The sequence below is a fragment of the Rhodococcus rhodochrous genome, from assembly GCF_014854695.1.
GTDB lineage: Bacteria > Actinomycetota > Actinomycetes > Mycobacteriales > Mycobacteriaceae > Rhodococcus.
The window spans coordinates 4,183,974-4,204,284 of sequence record NZ_CP027557.1; the positions used below are offsets into that span (position 1 = coordinate 4,183,974).

At 67.8% G+C, this 20,311-nt stretch carries 16 protein-coding genes; 12 read left to right on the forward strand and 4 right to left on the reverse strand.

Annotated features, from left to right (window positions below):
* Positions 1 to 68: 68 nt before the first annotated feature.
* Together C6Y44_RS19325 and aceA are read right to left on the reverse strand one after the other, a co-directional pair.
* A complete protein-coding gene (locus tag C6Y44_RS19325) occupies positions 69 to 965 on the reverse strand; it encodes a 3-hydroxybutyryl-CoA dehydrogenase (protein ID WP_120280111.1) in 897 nt (298 codons plus the stop codon).
* A gap of 168 nt (positions 966 to 1,133) precedes the next feature.
* Positions 1,134 to 2,423 carry an isocitrate lyase gene (gene aceA, locus C6Y44_RS19330; protein WP_006553580.1) on the reverse strand — a complete coding sequence of 430 codons (1,290 nt, stop codon included), beginning with the start codon at positions 2,421 to 2,423 and terminating at the stop codon, positions 1,134 to 1,136.
* A 532-nt stretch (positions 2,424 to 2,955) separates the two neighbouring features.
* Between aceA and C6Y44_RS19335 the strand changes: the two genes are divergently transcribed.
* The 3 genes from C6Y44_RS19335 to C6Y44_RS19345 are packed head-to-tail and all read left to right on the forward strand — an operon-like array spanning position 2,956 to position 5,988.
* A complete protein-coding gene (locus tag C6Y44_RS19335) occupies positions 2,956 to 4,101 on the forward strand; it encodes a globin domain-containing protein (protein WP_254072935.1) in 1,146 nt (381 codons plus the stop codon).
* Between the two features lie 53 nt (positions 4,102 to 4,154).
* Positions 4,155 to 5,567: an acetate metabolism transcriptional regulator RamB gene (gene ramB, locus C6Y44_RS19340; protein ID WP_120280112.1), complete on the forward strand. Its 1,413-nt coding sequence runs from the start codon at positions 4,155 to 4,157 to the stop codon at positions 5,565 to 5,567.
* Positions 5,568 to 5,586: 19 nt separating this feature from the next.
* Entirely contained in the window at positions 5,587 to 5,988 is a 402-nt protein-coding gene (locus tag C6Y44_RS19345; protein ID WP_120280113.1) for a PPOX class F420-dependent oxidoreductase, read from the forward strand.
* Positions 5,989 to 6,056: 68 nt separating this feature from the next.
* Here C6Y44_RS19345 and C6Y44_RS19350 read toward each other — a convergent pair whose 3' ends face one another.
* Positions 6,057 to 6,950, reverse strand: a complete 894-nt coding sequence (locus tag C6Y44_RS19350) for a type IV toxin-antitoxin system AbiEi family antitoxin domain-containing protein (protein WP_225623604.1) — start codon at positions 6,948 to 6,950, stop codon at positions 6,057 to 6,059.
* Between the two features lie 331 nt (positions 6,951 to 7,281).
* On the opposite strand from C6Y44_RS19350, the gene urtA reads away from it, so the two are divergent.
* The 9 genes from urtA (at position 7,282) to atzF (ending at position 18,840) form a co-directional block, all read left to right on the forward strand.
* Complete coding sequence (gene urtA / locus C6Y44_RS19355) at positions 7,282 to 8,556, forward strand: urea ABC transporter substrate-binding protein (RefSeq protein WP_159417709.1); 1,275 nt, start codon at positions 7,282 to 7,284, stop codon at positions 8,554 to 8,556.
* Between the two features lie 26 nt (positions 8,557 to 8,582).
* Positions 8,583 to 9,467: an urea ABC transporter permease subunit UrtB gene (gene urtB / locus C6Y44_RS19360; protein ID WP_016693074.1), complete on the forward strand. Its 885-nt coding sequence runs from the start codon at positions 8,583 to 8,585 to the stop codon at positions 9,465 to 9,467.
* Entirely contained in the window at positions 9,467 to 10,603 is a 1,137-nt protein-coding gene (gene urtC, locus C6Y44_RS19365; RefSeq protein ID WP_159417708.1) for an urea ABC transporter permease subunit UrtC, read from the forward strand. The genes urtB and urtC overlap by 1 nt, the downstream gene beginning before the upstream one ends.
* Complete coding sequence (urtD, locus tag C6Y44_RS19370; RefSeq protein WP_159417707.1) at positions 10,600 to 11,382, forward strand: urea ABC transporter ATP-binding protein UrtD; 783 nt, start codon at positions 10,600 to 10,602, stop codon at positions 11,380 to 11,382. Before urtC ends, urtD begins: the two co-directional genes overlap by 4 nt.
* Positions 11,382 to 12,074, forward strand: a complete 693-nt coding sequence (urtE, locus tag C6Y44_RS19375; protein WP_159419152.1) for an urea ABC transporter ATP-binding subunit UrtE — start codon at positions 11,382 to 11,384, stop codon at positions 12,072 to 12,074. Before urtD ends, urtE begins: the two co-directional genes overlap by 1 nt.
* Positions 12,074 to 12,760 (forward strand): GntR family transcriptional regulator, encoded by a 687-nt coding sequence (locus C6Y44_RS19380; RefSeq protein WP_039585441.1) that lies wholly within the window; start codon positions 12,074 to 12,076, stop codon positions 12,758 to 12,760. Before urtE ends, C6Y44_RS19380 begins: the two co-directional genes overlap by 1 nt.
* Positions 12,761 to 12,812: 52 nt before the next feature.
* A complete protein-coding gene (locus tag C6Y44_RS19385; RefSeq protein ID WP_159417706.1) occupies positions 12,813 to 13,343 on the forward strand; it encodes a carboxymuconolactone decarboxylase family protein in 531 nt (176 codons plus the stop codon).
* Positions 13,344 to 13,444: 101 nt separating this feature from the next.
* A complete protein-coding gene (uca, locus tag C6Y44_RS19390; RefSeq protein WP_159417705.1) occupies positions 13,445 to 17,086 on the forward strand; it encodes an urea carboxylase in 3,642 nt (1,213 codons plus the stop codon).
* On the forward strand, positions 17,086 to 18,840 hold the full coding sequence (atzF, locus tag C6Y44_RS19395) for an allophanate hydrolase (protein ID WP_225623605.1): 1,755 nt from the start codon (positions 17,086 to 17,088) through the stop codon (positions 18,838 to 18,840). The genes uca and atzF overlap by 1 nt, the downstream gene beginning before the upstream one ends.
* Before the next feature lie 19 nt (positions 18,841 to 18,859).
* Here the strand turns inward: atzF and C6Y44_RS19400 are convergent, their stop codons facing one another.
* Entirely contained in the window at positions 18,860 to 20,296 is a 1,437-nt protein-coding gene (locus C6Y44_RS19400; RefSeq protein WP_159417704.1) for a fatty acid desaturase family protein, read from the reverse strand.
* Positions 20,297 to 20,311 lie beyond the last annotated feature (15 nt).

Consider the following 20,311-nt stretch of genomic DNA (forward strand, 5'->3'; position numbering starts at 1 on the left):
TGCACCGGTGACCAGTGCTTGGAACACTGTCGCCGGGCACGGGCGCCGTGTGCGGTGGTGCTACCTGGCTAGCCGGCCTTCTTGACCGTGCGGCCGTTGTCGGCGTACTCGTAGAAGCCGGCGCCCGACTTCTTGCCGACGAGTCCCGCCTCGACCATGCGCTGCAGCAGCGGCGGGGCCGAGTACAGGGGCTCCTTGAACTCCTCGTACATGGAGTCGGCGATCGACTTGACGGTGTCCAGACCGACGAGGTCGGTCAGGGCGAGCGGACCCATCGGGTGGGCGCAGCCCAGGACCATCGTCTTGTCGATGTCCTCCTTGGTGGCGAAGCCGGACTCGACCATCCGGATCGCCGAGAGCAGGTACGGCACCAGCAGTGCGTTGGCAATGAAACCTGCGCGATCGGAGGACCGCACGACCTGCTTGCCCAGTACGTCGGCGGCGAAGGCCTCGGCGCGCTCGGAGACGGTGGGGCTGGTCTTCAGAGTGGTGACGAGCTCGACGAGCGGGAGCACCGGCACGGGGTTGAAGAAGTGCATGCCGATGACACGTTCGGGGGCACCGGTCGCGATACCGAGCTTCATGATCGGGATCGACGAGGTGTTCGAGGCGAGCACCGCGTTGGGATCGGTGACGATCTTGTCGAGCTCGGCGAAGATCTCGCTCTTGAGCTTCTCGTCCTCGACGACGGCCTCCACGACGAGCTGCCGATCGGCGAAGTCACCGAGATCGGAGGTGAAGCGCAGACGCCATGCGGCCTGCTCACGCTCACGCTCGGTGATCTTTCCGCTGCTCACACCCCGGTCCAGCGACCGGAGGATGCGGGCGCGTCCGGCGGCCGCGAGTTCGCGGGTCTGCTCGAACACCAGTACGTCGACATGAGCGCGTGCGCACACCTCGGCGATACCTGCGCCCATGATGCCGGCGCCGATCACGCCGACGCGCTGAATCTTTTCGCTGGTCACGTCAGCTCCTTCTCGTTGTGGGGGTCGTGGCCGAGGCCGGAAGTACAGGTGCGGACCCATCGGGTACGCGCGTTTCGAACTGCTCCGGATACGCACGCACCCCGCGGCAGGACATGGGGACCTGTGGATCCCGCCGCGGGGTGGTGGACCTCGGGGTGGCGCTTGTTCCTAGTGGAACTGGCCTTCCTCGGTGGAGCCCTTCAGGGCAGCCGTGGAGGTGTTGGGATCGACGGTGGTGGCGATGGTGTCGAAGTAGCCGGCACCGACCTCACGCTGGTGCTTGATAGCGGTGAAGCCGCGCTCCTTGGCCGCCTTGAACTCGCGCTCCTGCAGGTCGACGAAGGCCGTCATGCCCTCGCGGGCGTAGCCGTGGGCCAGGTCGAACATGCCGTAGTTGAGCGAGTGGAAGCCGGCGAGGGTGATGAACTGGAACTTGAAGCCCATCGCGCCGAGCTCCTTCTGGAACTTCGCGATGGTCGCGTCGTCCAGGTGAGCCTTCCAGTTGAAGGACGGCGAGCAGTTGTAGGCCAGCAGCTGGTCCGGGAACTCGCTGCGGACGCCCTCGGCGAACTTCTTGGCGACCTCGAGGTCCGGAACACCGGTCTCCATCCAGATGAGGTCGGAGTACGGAGCGTAGGCCTTCGCACGGGCGATGCAGGGCTCGATGCCGTTCTTGACGTGGTAGAAGCCCTCGGCGGTGCGCTCACCGGTGATGAACGGGCGGTCGCGCTCGTCGACATCGGAGGTGATGAGGGTCGCGGCCTCGGCGTCGGTGCGGGCGATGACCACGGTCGGAACGTCCGCGACGTCGGCCGCGAGGCGAGCCGAGGTCAGGGTGCGGATGTGCTGCTGCGTGGGGATGAGCACCTTGCCACCGAGGTGGCCGCACTTCTTCTCCGACGCGAGCTGGTCCTCCCAGTGCGAACCGGCGACGCCGGCCGCGATCATGGCCTTCTGCAGCTCGTAGACGTTGAGGGCACCACCGAAGCCGGCCTCACCGTCGGCGACGATCGGAGCGAGCCAGTTGTCGACGGAGGTGTCGCCCTCGACCTTGGCGATCTCGTCGGCGCGCAGCAGCGCGTTGTTGATGCGGCGGACGACCTGCGGAACCGAGTTCGCCGGGTACAGCGACTGGTCCGGGTAGGTGTGGCCGGACAGGTTGGCGTCGCCTGCGACCTGCCAACCGGAGAGGTAGATGGCCTTCAGGCCGGCGCGGACCTGCTGGACCGCCTGGTTACCGGTGAGGGCGCCCAGCGAGTTGATGTAGTCCTCGTTGTTGACGAGGTCCCACAGGATCTCGGAACCGCGGCGGGCGAGGGTGGCCTCCTCGACGACATTGCCCTGCAGCTTGGCGACCTGCTCGGCGGTGTAGTTGCGGGTGATCCCCTTCCAGCGCGGATTGGTGTCCCAATCCTTCTGGATCTCTTCTGCAGTCCTCGGGGTGCCGGTGGTCGACATCAAATCTCCACTCTCTAGATCTGCCCCGCTCGGGATGAAGCAGTACGCGTGTACGACTTCACATCCTTTGCGTGCCGTTCGGATGTACAAGAACGACAATGACACAGACCAAAAAGCCCGTCTACCTGTTGCTAATGCCAATCTCGGCTATTTTCGTTGCAGGCATTGCGAAGATTGCTAATCGATGGTCGGTCCAACTACCCGAATCGGACACAGGTTTATTACCCGCGAGTAGCAACTACCTCGGCTTTTGCCGCTACCACCCGGCCCCCGCGCCGAAACACCCCACCCCGCCGAATCACCCAGTGCGGGACGGATCGGACACCTGCCTGTGACTGCCTTCACAGGAGCCGACCGCCCGCTGTGATCCCCATTGACCTCTCGAATCCCACCCGTAACATGTCTCGGGCCGGATCGGGGCCGGCGCGTCGTAGTGCCTTCGTGTGTCGGGCCCCGCCGAACAGCCCCCCGAACACGAGGAGTCGACATTCTCTCGAGTACGTCGCGGTCGATCGTCGAAGCGACCCTGCCGGTGGTCGGCGCCGAGATCGGCACGATCTCACGTGTCTTCTACAACCGGCTCTTCCGGGCCGTCCCGTCGCTGCGGGACACCTTCAACCGCACCAACCAGGCGAACGGGACCCAGCAACGGGCACTCGCCGACTCGGTCGCCGCCTTCGCATCACTGCTGGTCACCCATGCACCGACCGACATCGACCCCATCATGGAGCGGATCGCCGCCAAGCACGCGTCCCTCGGTGTGCAGGCAGCGCACTACGGGATCGTGCGGACGCACCTGTTCGCCGCGATCGCCGAGGTCCTCGGTGACGCCGTCACACCGCAGGTCGCCGTGGCCTGGCACGAGGTGTACACGCTGATGGCGAACTCGCTCGTCGAGCAGGAGACGGAGCTGTACCGGCGGGCCGGTGTGGCGCCCGGCGACATCTGGCGTCGCGTGGTCGTCACCGAGCACGAGTACGACGGCGCGCACGCGGCCACCCTCCACCTCCGTTCCATCGACGGTGAACCGCTGCCGGCCTTCCTTCCCGGCCAGTACATCTCGGTGCGGGTCGCGCTGTCCGACGGCTCCGAGCAGATCCGCCAGTACACCGTGTTCCCCGGCAGGGTGAGCGGCGAGTGGGCCGTCACCGTCAAGCGCGTGCCGGGCGGACTCGTCTCCCCCGTGCTCTGCGACGGCCTGCGCGTCGGCGATCACCTCCTCGTGTCGCCGCCCTTCGGCAGCGTCGTGGTCGATCGGGGCAGCGAACCGCTGCTGCTCGTCTCGGCGGGCGTGGGCGTGACGATGACCGTCGCGGCGCTGCGCGACATGCAGTCCCGAGGCGACGGCCGGAGCGTCGACGTCGTCCACATCGACCGCACCCCTTACGAGCAACCGCACCGGACCGAGATCGGCATCCTGGTCGACTCGTTGCCGGACGCCCGGCTGCACGTGCGCTACACCGAGTACGACGAGATCCGCAGCGACGGGCGAACTCCCCTGTCCGGGCTGACGATTCCGGGCGACGCCCGCACCTACGTGTGCGGTCCGATCCCGTTCATGCGTGCGATCCGCTCCGATCTCGTCGCGTCGGGCCTGTCCCCGGGGTCGATCCACTTCGAAGCGTTCGCGCCGGGCTCGTGGTTCGGTCTCGAGGCTCCACCGGTGCCCGTCGATTAACACGCTGCGAACGCCACCTTGCGAAGGCTGCGAGGCAGTTCTACCCTGGGCGAATGGCCAAGACCTATGTAGGCGCCCGGTTGCGGCAGCTACGCACCGAGCGAGGACTCAGCCAGGCTGCGCTCGCCAAGACCCTCGAGATCTCGGCAAGTTATCTCAACCAGATCGAGCACGACGTCCGGCCCCTGACCGTGCCCGTCCTGCTGCGCATCAGCGAGGTCTTCGGGGTGGACGCCACCTTCTTCTCCTCGCAGGACGACACCCGTCTGATCGCGGAGATGCGGGAGGTCGCGCTCGATCAGGAGATGGGCATCGAGGCCGACGCGCAGGAGATCGCCGAGATGGTCGCAGCCCATCCCACTCTGGCGCGCGCAATGGTCAATCTCCATCGGCGCTTCCGCAACACCACCGCGCAGCTCGCCGTCGCGACCGAGGAGAGGTACAGCGACGGCAGCGGCAGCGGGGCGATCACCATGCCGCACGAAGAGGTGCGCGACTACTTCTACCAGCGGCAGAACTACCTGCACGATCTCGACACCGCGGCAGAGGAGCTGGCCGATCGCATCCGGTTCCACCGCGGCGACGTCGGCGGCGAGATCGCCCGCCGCATGGCGACGGTCCACGACGTGCAGATCGTCAAGCGCATCGATCTGGGCGAGAACATCCTGCACCGCTACGACCCCGAGACCCGTGTCCTCGAAGTCGCGCCGCAGCTGTCCGGTGGGCAGCAGGTCTTCAAGCTGGCCATCGAACTCGCGTACCTGGAGTGCGGGGAGCTCATCGACCGCCTCGTTGCGGAGGGTTCGTTCACGAGCGACGCCTCGCGGGCGTTGGCCCGGCTCGGGCTCGCCAACTACTGGGCGGCCGCACTGATCCTGCCGTACACACAGTTCCACGAGATCGCCGAGGACTTCCGCTACGACGTCGAGCGTCTGTCGGCCTTCTACGGCGTCAGCTACGAGACGATCGCGCACCGTTTGTCGACTCTGCAACGTCCGAAGCTGCGGGGCGTCCCGTTCTCGTTCGTGCGCGTCGACCGCGCGGGGAACATGTCGAAGCGACAGTCCGCCACCGGTTTCCACTTCTCCACCAGTGGCGGCACGTGCCCGCTGTGGAACGTCTACGAGACCTTCGCCTATCCCGGCAAGATCATGACGCAGATCGCACAGATGCCCGACGGTCGTCGCTATCTGTGGGTCGCGCGCACGGTCGAGCGTCGCGCCGCACGCTACGGTCAGCCGTCGAAGACCTTCGCGATCGGTCTCGGCTGCGAACTGCGGCACGCGCATCGCCTCGTCTACGCCGACGGTCTCGACCTCGACGAGTCCAACCCCGGCACGCCGATCGGCTCGGGTTGCCGCGTGTGCGAGCGCATGAACTGCCCGCAGCGTGCCTTCCCGCCGCTGGGCAAGGAGATCGACATCAACGAGCACCGCTCGTCGGTCTCGCCGTATCTGGTGCGTTGAGCGTCGGTAGGCTCGTCGCATGGCACGCACCCCCGACGCGATAGGCGCGAAGGCACTCGAGTTCCTGTCCGAGTACCACCTCGCGACGCTCACGACCCTTCGCAAGGACGGCTCGCCGCACGTCGTCGCCGTCGGGTTCACGTGGGACGGCGAGGCCGGCCTCGCCCGCGTCATCACCTTCGAGGGCTCCCAGAAGACCCTCAACGTCGAACGCGGGGGTTACGCCGTCGTCAGCCAGGTCGACGGCGGTCGCTGGCTCACCCTCGAGGGCCCGGCCCGCGTGACCCGCGAGCCGGCCGACGTCCGCGAGGGCGAGCGTCGCTACGCCGCCCGCTACCGCGAACCCCGCCCCAACCCCCGCCGCGTCGTCATCGAGATCGCAGTCGAGCGCGTGATGGGCTCGGTCCTCGACCCCGCCTGACGCATCAGCTACAGGTTTTGCCATCAGCTACCGCGATTCGCTGTAGCGGATGGCCGAGAAGGTAGCGGTTACCGCCGCGCACGGACGACGGCACGGTCGAAGCGAGCGCGGACGACGTCGAACCGGAACAGTTCGGGCCACGTCCACCTGACCACTTCGAAGCCGAGGTCGCGCAAGGCGTCCTCCCGTCGCTTCTCGTTCCGCAGGGCCTCGACACCTCCCTCGTCGTACTTGCCCATCCCGTCGAACTCACCGACGACTCCTTCGTCCTCCCAGAGGAAGTCGACCCGGGCGACGAACTGCCCGTCGGGTGTTCGTATCTCCTTCTGGAGCGTCGGTGCGGGCATGCCGGCCTGATGCATCCGGATGCGACTCAACGACTCCCCCGGACTCTCGCTGCGACCGTCGAGAAATGCAGCCACGCGTCGCGCGGCAGCGATACCTCGACGCGGCCCGGACTCGTCGAGACAGCACAGCAGCGCGGAGCCGAACTCCGCATCGAGAGCCGCAGCGCAATCACCGGCGATCACTGCTTCGTCGAAGTCGAGTGTGCAGGCGAGGTCCACGACGGTCCGGGCGAGCGAGGTGCACGGTATGCCCGCGACCTCCGACAGATCGTGAGGACGAAGAGGGGCGACGTGCAGGTGACGGTTCGCGTCCCTCCGACCGCCACCCGATCTGTCGCGAGTGACGTGGACCCGCGTGAGATCGGGCTTCCACAGGGCGAGCCCGTACAGGACTGCGGCAGACTCGTGGCTGACCACTGTGCCGGGCGCGAGCACTGCCCCGACGGATCGCACGCGCACGCGATAGCGATCGAGTTCGTCGAGGGAGTCGTCGCTGTGGAGGTAGATGCCGGGTTCGAGTCGCTCGAGTTCGCCGGCGCGTACTGCACGACGGATTTCGGAGTCGGTCATCCCGGAGGCGAGAGCGGTGGTCCGCAGGAAAGGCGTCGGTCGCATGCGGACCACCGTGCCCGATCGTCGTGACGCAGATCCGGTGCGAACACCGGTATTCGCGTCGCCTGTGGATGATCCCGGCCCCTGTGGACAAACAGTTCGCTACACCTTCAGCTATCCGCTACCGCAAATTGCCGTAGCGGATGGCGAAGTCCGTAGCTGCTGCTTGTGCGCACTTTGTAACACCCGCGAAATCTGTGTCACGAGACCGTGACCGGAAGATATTCCCGCGCAACAACTCCCTTCTACTGTGGCCTCACGGATACAGCGCTGTATACGCCTCCCGGATACACCGGGGTCCTCTCCGGCCACACCTTCGAAGGAAGGGCTCTACATGTCTGTTGTCAGGTCCAGGCTCGCCACCCGCGCCATCGCGGCCCCCGCAGCACTCGTCGCAGTCGGACTCGTGCTGTCCGCCTGCGGAAGCCGCGCGGGTGACGAGGGCAGCACGACCGCCTCCGGTGCTGCGTCGTGCGTCGACACCTCGGGCGACACCATCAAGGTCGGCTCGCTCAACTCCCTGTCGGGCACGATGGCCATCTCCGAGGTCACCGTCCGCGACTCGATCGCGCTGGCCGTCGAGGAGATCAACTCCGACGGCGGTGTGCTCGGCAAACAGATCGAGATCGTCTCCGAGGACGGCGCATCCGAGCCGACGGTGTTCGCGGAGAAGGCCGAGAAGCTCATCGGATCCGACTGCGTCGCAGCGGTGTTCGGCGGCTGGACGTCGTCGAGCCGCAAGGCGATGCTGCCGGTCTTCGAGGACCGCAACGCGCTGCTGTACTACCCCGTCCAGTACGAGGGCCTCGAGTCGTCGTCGAACATCTTCTACACCGGCGCGACCACCAACCAGCAGATCGTGCCCGCCCTGGACTACCTGAAGGAACAGGGCGTGAAGTCGCTCTACCTCGTCGGTAGCGACTACGTCTTCCCGCAGACCGCCAACCGCATCATCAAGGCGTACGCCGAGGCCAACGGCATCGAGATCAAGGGCGAGGACTACACCCCGCTCGGCTCCACCGACTTCTCCACCATCGTCAACAAGGTGCGCACCGCCGACGCCGACGCGGTGTTCAACACCCTCAACGGCGACTCCAACGTCGCATTCTTCCGCGAGTACACCAACGCCGGCCTCAACGCGAAGGATATGCCGGTCGTGTCGGTGTCCATCGCCGAGGAGGAAGTGGGTGGCATCGGTGCACAGAACATCGAGGGCCAGCTCACCGCGTGGAACTACTACCAGACCGTCGACTCCCCCGAGAACACCTCCTTCGTCGAGGCGTACAAGGCGAAGTACGGCGCGAACAAGCCGACCTCCGATCCCATGGAAGCCGCCTACACCTCGGTCTACCTGTGGAAGAACACCGTCGAGAAGGCCGAGTCCTTCGAGGTCGACGACGTCATCGAAGCCGCCGACGGCGTGACCTTCGACGCCCCCGAGGGCACCGTGACCATCGACGGCGACAACCACCACATCACCAAGACCGCCCGCATCGGTGAGATCCGTGGCGACGGCCTGATCTACACCATCTGGGAGTCCGACGGCGCCATCGAGCCCGACCCGTACCTCGAGTCCTACGACTGGGCGTCGGGCCTGTCCGGTAACTGAGCGCGGAAGCCGAAGAGGGAGACGACATGGATGTCCTTGTAGGGCAGCTCTTCACAGGATTGAGTATCGGATCGATCCTGTTGCTGGCAGCGCTGGGGCTGTCGCTGACGTTCGGCCAGATGGGCGTGATCAACATGGCCCACGGCGAATTCATCATGGCCGGCAGCTACACGGCGTTCGTCGTACAGCAGGTGATCTCGTCGGCCGGGGTGTCCCTGTTCGTCTCCCTCCTCGTCGGTTTCCTGGTGGGCGGCGTGATGGGCGTGATCCTCGAGGTCACCCTCATCCGCCGCATGTACCACCGCCCGCTCGACACCCTGCTGGTCACCTTCGGTGTGGGCCTGCTGCTCCAGCAGGCCGCCCGCGACATCTTCGGCGCTCCCGCCGTCAACGTCGTCGCACCGTCCTGGCTCTCCGGCGGCGTGGAGATCTTCGGGGCCGTCGTCCCGAAGACCCGCCTGTTCATCCTCGCCCTCGCCGTGGTCTGCGTGGTCGCCCTGATCGCGTCGATGAAGTACACGCCGATGGGACGACGGATCCGCGCCGTCGTGCAGAACCGCGATCTCGCCGAGACGGTGGGCATCTCGTCGCGCCGCACCGACATCACGACCTTCTTCCTCGGCTCCGGACTCGCCGGCCTCGCCGGTGTGGCCCTGACACTCATCGGCTCGACCAGCCCGACGATCGGCCAGTCCTACCTCATCGACGCCTTCCTCGTGGTCGTCATCGGCGGTCTCGGCCGCATCGAAGGCGCGGTGCTCGCGGCCGTCGCACTGGGCCTGCTCAATTCGTTCATCGAGTACTCCACGACCGCGTCGATCGCGAAGGTCATCGTGTTCGTGCTCATCGTGATCTTCCTGCAGGTCCGTCCGCAGGGCCTGTTCGCCGTCAAGACGAGGAGCCTGGTCTGATGTCGTCGACATTCCCGGTCCGCAACTTCACGAAACCCGGACCCGTACGCACAGCAAGCGGATTCGCGATCGCCGCGATCGTCCTGTTCGGTCTCGCCCCCGCCGTCCTCTCCGATTTCCGTCTCGGCCTGCTCGGCAAGTTCCTGTGCTTCGCGATCGTCGCCGTCGGCATCGGCCTGGCCTGGGGTCGCGGTGGCATGCTCACCCTCGGCCAGGGTGTCTTCTTCGGCCTCGGCGCCTACATCATGGCGATGCACCTGAAGATCTCCGACGCCGAACTCCGCGGCGACACGGTCCCCGACTTCATGCAGATCGCGGGCATCCGCGAACTACCCGCCTACTGGGTGCCGTTCGCCTCCCCCGCCGTCACGCTGCTGGCGATCCTGATCGTGCCGGCCCTGATCGCCGCCCTGCTCGGCTTCGGTGTGTTCGCCCGCCGCGTCAAGGGCGCCTACTTCGCCATCCTCTCCCAGGCACTGGCCGCGGCCTTCGCGATCCTCCTCGTCGGCCAGCAGTCCACCGGAGGGTCCAACGGTCTCAACCGTTTCCGCACCTTCTTCGGCTACGACCTGTCCGATCCGGTCAACAAGCGGATGCTGTTCTTCATCGTCGCCGCGATCCTGCTGCTCGTCGTCGCCGCGACCCGCCAGCTCATGCAGTCCCGCTACGGCGAACTGCTCGTCGCGGTCCGCGACCAGGAGGAGCGGGTCCGCTTCCTGGGCTACGACCCCGCCCTGATCAAGGTGGCCGCCTACACCGTCGCCGCCTTCTTCGCCGGCATCGCCGGTGCGATGTTCGTGCCCATCGTCGGCATCATCTCCCCCGCCGACGTCGGCATCGTCCCGTCCATCGCGTTCCTCATCGGTGTCGCCATCGGCGGACGCACCACGCTGCTCGGCCCGGTCCTCGGCGCGGTGGGCGTGGCGTGGGCACAGACCACCCTGTCGGAGAACTTCCCCTCTGCCTGGACCTACGCGCAGGGCCTGCTGTTCATCGTCGTCGTCGGCTTCTTCCCCGCCGGCCTCGCCGGGGTGATCACCCTGCTCCGCCGGCGCCGCCGCGCCACCCCGGCGGAACCCACACCGCCGGCCGAACCCGAGCCCGCCGACCTTCCCGAGATGGAGCCCGTGCGATGAGCAAACCCGTCTACGGCGGCAACGCCGGAATGAGCAGCGACTACCTCGAGATCCGCGACCTGCGTGTCACCTTCGACGGCTTCACCGCCGTCGACGGCGTCGACCTCACCCTCCTCCAGGGCGACCTGCGGTTCCTCATCGGCCCCAACGGCGCCGGCAAGACGACCCTCGTCGACGCCGTCACCGGCCTGGTCCCGGCAACCGGCTCGATCACCAAGTCGGGCGTCGAACTGCTCGGCAAGAAGACCCACAAGATCGCGCGCCTCGGCGTGGGCCGTACCTTCCAGACCGCCTCGGTCTTCGAGGAGCTGTCGGTCCTGCAGAACCTCGACATCGCCGCCGGGGCGGGCCGCTCCCCGTGGCAGTTGTTGCGTCGCCGCAGGGACGTGCTGCCCGAGATCGAGGAAGCGCTCGAGACGATCGGCCTGACCACCCACCGCGACACCCCCGCGGGCATCCTCGCCCACGGGCAGAAGCAGTGGCTCGAGATCGGCATGCTGCTCGTGCAGAACGCCGACGTGCTGCTCCTCGACGAACCCGTCGCCGGCATGAGCCACGACGAACGCGAGGAGACCGGGCAGCTGCTGCGCCGCATCGGTGCGCAGCGCACGGTGGTCGTCGTGGAGCACGACATGGACTTCATGCGCGCCTTCGCCACCTCTGTCACCGTCCTCGCCCGCGGCAAGGTCATCGCCGACGGCACCGTCGACCAGGTCCAGAACGACCCGCAGGTCCAGGAGGTCTACCTCGGGACCGCCACCGCTCCCCAGGAGGCATGATGCTCGAACTCGTCGACGTCCGCGCCGGTTACGGTCGCACCGAGATCCTGCACGGCATCTCCCTCACCGTCCCGACCGGGAAGACCGTCGCGGTCATGGGCCACAACGGCGCCGGCAAGACCACGCTACTGCGCGCCGCCGTCGGCCTGCTGCCCGTCACGAAGGGGAAGATCCTCTTCGACGGTGAGGACATCACGTCGCTGCGACCGTCCGCGCGGGTCGCCCGCGGTCTGGCCTACGTCCCACAGGGGCAGCAGTCCTTCGGGCAGCTCACCTGCCGTGAGAACCTGCAGGTCGTCGCCGACACGCGACGCAACGGCCGGCAGCTGGTCGCCGACATGCTCGATCTGTTCCCCGCCCTCGTCCCGCTGCTGGACCGGCGGGCCGGCCTGCTCTCCGGTGGTCAGCGCCAGCAGCTCGCCATCGCCCGCGCCCTGATCACCGAGCCGCGCATGCTCATCCTCGACGAGCCCACCGAGGGCATCCAGCCGTCGGTGGTCGCCGAGATCGAGAACACCATCGTCGAACTCGGCCGCAGCGGCGACCTCGGGGTGCTGCTCGTCGAACAGCACATCGGTTTCGCCCTCGACAACGCCCTGCACTACTACGTCCTCGAATCCGGGCGCATCACCTCGACGGGTGACGGTGGTGTCGACGCCGCCTCCACCGTCCGTGCGGCGATGGCGATCTGATGGCCGCCGACACACGGCGCGAGAGGGTCTACAAGGCCCTGCGCGATCGTCTGATGTCCGGGACCCCCTCCCCCGACGAACGACTCAGTGAAGAACGCCTCGCCGAGCAGTACGGGGTGTCGCGCACGCCGGTGCGCGAGGCCCTCGCCCGACTGGTCTCCGACGGACTCGTCGAACGCCGCGACCAGGGACTGTACCCCTACCGTCCGCGCTTCGACGACCTCGCCGACCTGTACGAGCTGCGGACCACCTTGGAGCTGCGCGGGATCCGACGCGCGCTCGACGGCGAGTCGGTGCGGCACGATCCCGACGTCCTCGGTCCCGAACTCGACCGCTGGTACGAGATCCGCGAGGAGCCGCCCGAACCCGACGCCGGGTTCGTCACGCTCGACGAGCGCTTTCACATGACGCTGCTCGCCGCCTCCGGCAACCGTGCGCTGTGCGACGCGCTGGCCTCGGTGAACGCGAAGGTGCGCCCGGTGCGGATGTTCGACTATCTGACCCCCGACCGCATCGTCGCGACCGTCGACGAGCACATCGAGGTCGCCGAGCTGGTCCTCGCCGACAAGCTCGACGACGCCCACGATCTGCTGCTCGCCCACATCGACACTTCGCGATCGGTGGTCGTGCGCCGGGCCGAGGAGGCACGCGCCTTCGCCCGGATGGCCCGCGCCGTCCGAGACTGACTTCCGGTCGTGTCACGTGACCGGACGGGTCCGGTGCGGCACACTGGCGCTCATGACACCCCGCATCCCGCCCGGACGTTTCAAGGAACTCGGCCCGATCAACTGGGTGACATGGAAGGCCCTGTCCGCCGCCGGCGGCACCTCTGATGCCCACCTGTTCAGCACCCTCGGCCGCACCGGACGACTGTTCCGCGGGTGGTTGCACTACGCCGGCATGCTCATGCCGTTCGGCCGTCTCGGCCGGTTCGAATCGGAGATGGTCATCCTGCGCGTCGCGCATCTGCGCGAGTGCGGTTACGAATTCGACCACCACACCCGCCTGGGTCGCCGTGCCGGCATCACCGACGAGGTGCGCGAGCGTATCGTCGCCGGACCCGATGCTCCCGGCTGGCAGGCGAGGCATCGCGCACTTCTGCTCGCCGTCGACGAACTCATGGCGACGAAGAATCTGTCCGACGAGACGTGGGCGTCGCTCGTGCAGTTCTACGACGACCGCAGGCTTATCGAGTTCTGCCTGCTGGTCACGCAGTACGACGCTCTCGCCACGACCATCGGGGTGCTGCGGATCGAACGCGACTTCTGATCCGTCCGCACCGGCCGGCATCCGGCCGGCGGCGCGATCCCTAACAAGGCTGTTACACAACGTCACAGCGGCGTCATTGCTGGTCCATAGCGTATACAGCCATGTCCACAAAGACGTATACAGAAGCGTCGGTCCCCTCGACCTTCGCCTTCGACACCCTGCTGGTCGCCAACCGCGGCGAGATCGCGTGCCGCATCATGCGGTCCGCGCACAAGCTGGGTCTGAAGACTGTTGCGGTCTACTCGGACGCCGACGCAGCGGCCGCACATGTCGAACTCGCCGACATCGCGGTCCGGCTCGGCCCGGCTCCCGCAGCCGAGTCCTACCTGCGGGCCGATCTCGTCGTCGAGGCGGCCCTGGCCACCGGTGCGGGAGCGATCCACCCCGGCTACGGGTTCCTCTCGGAGAACGCCGAATTTGCCGCTGCCTGCGAAGCGGCCGGAATCGCCTTCGTCGGGCCGACCCCCGACCAGCTGCGCGTCTTCGGCGACAAGCACACCGCCCGTGAGGCCGCCCGTGCGGTGGGCGCGCCCCTCGTCCCCGGTAGCGGCCTGCTCGATTCGCTCGACGACGCGCTCGCCGCGGCCGAGGACATCGGCTATCCCGTGATGCTCAAGGCCGTCGGCGGGGGCGGCGGTATCGGGATGCAGGCCTGCCACAGCGCCGACGACCTGCGTGGGGCGTACGAACGCGTCATCCGGCTCGCCACGGCGAACTTCTCGTCCTCCGGTGTCTTCCTCGAACGGTTCGTCCCCCGCGCCCGGCACGTGGAGGTGCAGGTCTTCGGCGACGGGCACGGCCGGACGATCAGCCTCGGCACCCGCGACTGCTCGTTGCAGCGCCGGAACCAGAAGGTCGTCGAGGAAGCGCCCGCGCCGAACCTCCCCGACCACATCGTCGAGCAGATGCTCTCGTGCTCACGCGCTCTCGCGTCGTCGGTGCGGTACCGATCGGCGGGCACGGTCGAATTCGTCTACGACGTCGACCGCGGCGAGGTGTCCTTCCTCGAGATGAACACCCGACTGCAGGTCGAGCATCCGGTCACCGAGGAGGTCACGGGCGTCGACCTCGTCGAGTGGATGCTGCGTCTCGCGCGCGGCGACGACAGCATGCTCGACGGCGTGCCCGATTCCGGACCCGAGATCACCGCGCACGCCGTGGAAGCCCGTGTGTACGCCGAGGATCCGGGACGCGATCACCGGCCGAGCGCGGGTCTGCTCACCCACGTCGAGTTCCCCGCCCACACCCGCATCGAGACGTGGGTGGACACGGGCACCGAGGTCGGCACCTTCTACGACCCGATGCTCGCGAAGGTGATCGTGCGCGGCGAGTCGCGGCGTACAGCATTCGCCGGGTTGGCGGAGGCACTCGACGACACCCGGATCCACGGCGTGCAGACGAACCTGTCACAGTTGCGCAGGATCTGCTCCGAGGCAACGGTTCTCGACGCGGAGCATGTCACCACGACGCTGGCGGACATCCACCCTGCCGGACGTCGCATCGACGTGCTGCGCGCCGGCACGATGACGACCGTCCAGGACTTCCCGGGGCGGATCGGACTGTGGGAGGTCGGGATTCCGCCGTCCGGCCCGATGGACGATCTCTCCTTCCGCGCCGCGAACGTCGCCGTCGGCAACCCCGAGGGCGCACCCGGTCTCGAATGCACCCTGCTCGGCCCGCGCCTCGAGTTCTCCGATCCGACGATCGTGTGTGTCACGGGCGCCCCCACCGAGGTCACCGTCGACGGTGTGCCGGTGCCGATGTGGGAGCCCGTCGAGGTCCCGGCCGGCTCCGTTCTCGAGGTCGCCGCCCCCGTCGACGCCGGTCTGCGCACCTATGTCGCGGTCCGCGGCGGACTCGACGTGCCGCTCTATCACGGCAGCGCATCGACGTTCACGCTCGGCGGCTTCGGTGGGCCGACCGGCAGGGCGCTCGCGACCGGCGACGTGCTCGGTCTCGCGTCCGGCGAGACACTCACCGATCCGGCGGCGGTCCCCACCGGGATCCGCCCCGCCTTCGGACACACCTGGCATCTCGCGGTGACCGAGGGCCCGCAGCCGGCCCCGGCCTACTTCACCGCCGACGACCTGCAGCAGTTCTACGACGCGACGTGGACGGTGCAGACGCACGCCAACCGCACCGGCATCCGGCTCGACGGCCCGAAGCCCACCTGGTCGCGCACCGACGGTGGCGACGCCGGTCTGCACCCGTCGAACCTGCACGACAATCCGTACAGCGTCGGCGCGCTCAACGTCTCCGGCGACACCCCGATCCTGCTCGGCCCGGACGGTCCGAGTCTCGGTGGTTTCGCGTGCCCGCTCACCGTGGTCTCCGGCCACCGCTGGAAGCTCGGCCAGATCCGCCCCGGCGACTCGCTGCGGTTCGTGCCGGTCACCGACGAGGGGGCCGTCGAACTGCGCAACAGTGCGGCCCGCGGCGCCGACCTCCCGCCGGTCGCCCGGCAGAGCGCACCCGATGGTGGGCGCCTCGGTCGCATCGAGCCGTTCCTGGACCATCCCGAGGTCGTGTACCTGCGCGGCGGCGACGACAACATCCTCGTCGAATACGGCGATATGGTGCTCGATCTCGGTCTGCGTATGCGGGTGCACGCACTGTCGGAGGCGCTGGCCGCCACGCGTCTGCCCGGCATCGTCGACGTCACACCCGGGGTGCGTTCGCTGCACATCCACTTCGATCCCGGCGTGCTGCCGCAGTACCGCCTGCTCGGGGTGCTGCAGGATCTCGAGACGGAACTGCCCGCGACGCGCGATCTGGTGGTGCCGAGCCGCACCGTCCGCTTGCCGCTGTCGTTCGACGACCCGTCCATCGCGGAGGCCATCTCGCGCTACCGCAGCGGGGTGCGCGACGAGGCGCCCTGGCTCCCGTCGAACACCGAGTTCATCCGGCGCATCAACGGTTTCGACTCGGTCGAGCAGGTCCGCGACACCGTCTTCGACGCCGAATATCTGGTCCTCGGTCTCGGCGACGTCTATCTCGGTGCGCCCCTGGCCGTTCCGCTCGATCCGCGGCACCGGCTGGTCACGACGAAATACAACCCGGCCCGCACGTGGACGCCGTCCGACGCGGTGGGCATCGGCGGCAAGTACCTGTGCGTCTACGGCATGGAATCGCCCGGTGGATACCAGCTGGTCGGACGGACGATACCCATCTGGTCGGGCTACCGGCAGACGGGGCCGTTCGAGGAGGAAAAGCCGTGGTTGTTCCGGTTCTTCGACCGCATCGTCTGGGAGGCGGTGACGCCCGAGCAGTTGCTCGAGCACCGGGCCGCGGCGAAGGCGGGCCGGTTCGACGCCGACATCTCCGACGGCATCTTCGCTCTCGCCGACCACCTGCGTTTCCTCGAGGACAACGTCGACTCCATCGACGCCTTCCATGCCGCGCAGTCCCGCGCGTTCGACTCGGAGAAGCAGGCCTGGCTCGAGGCCGGAGAGTTCGACCGCGTCGACAGCGAACCGATCGAGGTGTCCACCGTCGGTGACCCCCTCGACGGGATGCCGCCCGGCGCCGTCGTCGTCGAGGCGCCGATGGTCGGCAACGTGTGGCGCGTGGAGGTCGCCGAGGGCGACACCGTCGCCGCCGGGGACACCGCGGTGATCCTCGAGGCGATGAAGCTCGAGATGCCCGTGCCGTCGAAGACCACCGGCACGGTCCTGAAAGTTCTCGTGAGCCCGGGCACGAAGGTTGCACCCGGGACCCCCCTTCTCGTGATCGGAGCAGTCTGATGAGCATCGGCAGTACCCTCGACAACCCGGGTGTCGGATTCACGGCGCCCGCCCCCTCGGTGAGGGTGTCCGCCACCGATCGCGTTCGTGCCGCACTGGGCCGCATCGACGAGGTGGACCGACCCGAGGTGTGGATCACGCTGCGCAGCGCCGACGATCTCCTCGCCGACGCCGCCGCCGTGGACGCGCGGGTCGCCGCCGGTGAGTCGCTTCCTCTCGCCGGTCTGGTCGTGGCGGTCAAGGACAACGTGGACGTCGCAGGAATCCCCACCACCGCGGCATGTCCCGAGTTCGCGTACGTCCCGGAGGAAACCGCTTCGGGTGTCGAGCGTCTGGTCGCCGCCGGCGCCGTCGTGCTGGGCAAGACCAATCTCGACCAGTTCGCCACCGGCCTCGTCGGCACCCGCAGCCCCTACGGGGCGGTGCGGTGCGCGTGGAATCCCGAGAAGGTCTCGGGCGGTTCGAGTTCCGGTTCGGCAGCCGCGGTGGCGCTCGGCATCGCCGACATCGGACTGGGCACCGACACGGCCGGTTCGGGACGCGTCCCCGCCGCGCTACACGGGATCGTCGGCATCAAGGCCACTCTCGGCGTGATCCCGGCGCACGGTGTGGTCCCGGCCTGCGTCGACTACGACTGCCTCACGGTCTTCGCCACGTCGCTGGACCTGGCGGCGACCGCCGTCCGAATCATGGCCGGACCCGAACCCCGCGACCCGCGTAGCCGGACCTGGCCCGCGGATGTGCGACTCGCCGCGCCGAACACCCTGCGCGTCGCGGTGCCGCGCGCCGAGGACCTCGAGGCGCTGTGCGAGGAATACCGCGACGCCTTCACCCGCACGGTGGCCGCGGCACGCGAGTCCGGCATCGAGATCGCGGAAGTGGATGTCTCACCGCTGCTCGACGCGGCCCTGCTCCTGTACGACGGTGCCGTCGTGGCCCAGCGTTACGCGGCCGTCGGCGAGTTCCTGTCGACCGCACCGTCGGGCGCAGATCCCACCGTCGCCGCGATCGTCGCCGGGGCGAAGAAGCCCGCCGCCTACGAACTCGTCGAGGACCTCGACACCCTCACCCACGTGAAGGCGTTCGCGAGTGAACTGCTCGCCGGGTTCGACGGGTTGCTGCTCCCGACGACGACGGAACATCCGACGATCGCCGCAGTGCAGGCCGATCCGGTCGCCATCAATCGTCGGATGGGCACCTACACGAACTTCTGCAACCTGCTGGACATGGCGGCGGTGGCCGTTCCGGGCGCGCCCACGGCGGCCGGCGAGCCGTTCGGGGTCATGGTCGTGGTCCCGGCCTTCGGCGACCAGGTAGCCGTGGACGTCGCGGCCGCGCTGAACGGTGTGGATGCGCCGCGCGTCGTCGAGTCCGGCGTCGAACTTGCGGTCTTCGGAGCACACCTGAGCGGTCAGCCGCTGCACTTCCAGCTCGAGGAACTCGGGGCGCGTTTCGTCGAGGAGGTGTACACCTCCGACGCGTACCGCCTCGCCGCGTTGAACACGACGCCGCCGAAGCCGGGACTGGTGCGTCACGCACCGGGCGAGGGCGCCGCGATCGTCGGTGAGCTGTTCCGGTTGTCGGAGGCCGGTCTGGGCCGGTTCCTCGCTGCGCTGCCCGCCCCGATGACGTTGACGAGTGTCGAACTGGCGGACGGACGGTGGGTCGTCGGCTTCGGGTGCACGCAGGACGCAGCCGCCGACGCGGTGGACATCACCGAGTTCGGCGGCTGGAAGGCCTACCGGGCGTCCTGACTCCGAGGCTCCGGAGTGATCAGCGGGGTGGCGGATCGACCTTCACGCCGCCGCCCTCGTGTTCCGGTCCGGCGTCGGGATGGTCCGCCGGCAGGCGGTCGCGGAACCGTGCGGCCTCACTGGGAACGAGACCGCCGGTGGGGTCCTGCGAACGACGATACGGTCCGGGCTTCGGACGGGGCTTGCCGCCCGGGAACGCGAGCCGGGCGATGGTGCGGTGCACCATGAACCATTGCTTGCCCAGTCTGCCCGAGTTGTAGGGCAGTTCGTAGCGCTCGCAGATGTCCTTGACCTTCGGCGCGACCTCCGCGTAACGGGTGCTCGGCATGTCGGGGAACAGGTGGTGCTCCACCTGGTATCCGAGATTGCCGCTGAGGATGTGGAACAGCGGGGTGCCTTCGATGTTCGCGGCGCCGACGAGCTGCCGCACGTACCATCCTCCGCGCGACTCGTTCTCGACCTCCTTCTTCGAGAAGGTGTAGGTCTGGTCGGGGAAGTGCCCGCAGAAGATGATCGCGTGCGCCCACACGTTGCGGATGATATTGGCCGTGATGTCGGCGAGAACCGTCGCGAGGAAGGTCTTCTCGACGCCGGGCAGATACCGGTCGGCGAGATGGGCTGCGGTCCGGAACTTTCCGGACCGGCCCTTGCCCATCGGCCCCTTGCTCATCGCTCGCAGTCGTCGACCCAGACGCGAGGTCTTCGGCTGGGGCAACCGGCCCTGCAGCGCGACCTGCGCGAGACCGAACAGCGCGGCGCTCACCAGCGGCCAGCCGACGTAGTCCTTGACGAACTGCGCGCGGGCCTTGCCGAAGATGCCCTTCAGCTCCTCGATCACCTGACCGGTCGACTTCTCGCCGGCCCACAACGCCTCGAGATCGAGGTCGTGCAGCGCCACACCCCATTCGAAGAGCACGGTGAGCAGCGCGTTGTAGAGAGGTTGCGCCAGATAGACGGGGTGCCACTTCTGGTGCGGGTCGATCCGCATGATCTCGTAGCCGAGATCCTTGTCGAGACCGCGGATGTTCGTGAACGTGTGGTGGATGTAGTTGTGCGAGTGCTTCCACGCTTCCGCGGTGGAGGCGGTGTCCCAGTCCCACACCGACGAGTGGATGTCCGGATCGTTCATCCAGTCCCACTGGCCGTGCATGACGTTGTGGCCGATCTCCATGTTCTCGAGGATCTTCGCCACTCCGAGACAGGCCGTCCCGGCCACCCATGCGGGCTTGTACGACGACGCGAAGAGCAATACCCGCCCCGCGACGACCAGCTGACGCTGCGCGGCGATGACGTTCTTGATGTACTGCCGGTCCTTGTCGCCGAGACTCGAGTACACCTCGTCGTGGATGGCGTCGAATTCCTTGGCGATCTGCTCGAGATCGTCGTCGCTCAGATGCGCGAGCGGGCTCTGTGGTTCCCGCGTCCCGGTATCGGTCCTGTCGATGCTTCTCGTCACGACGCCCCCTGCTTC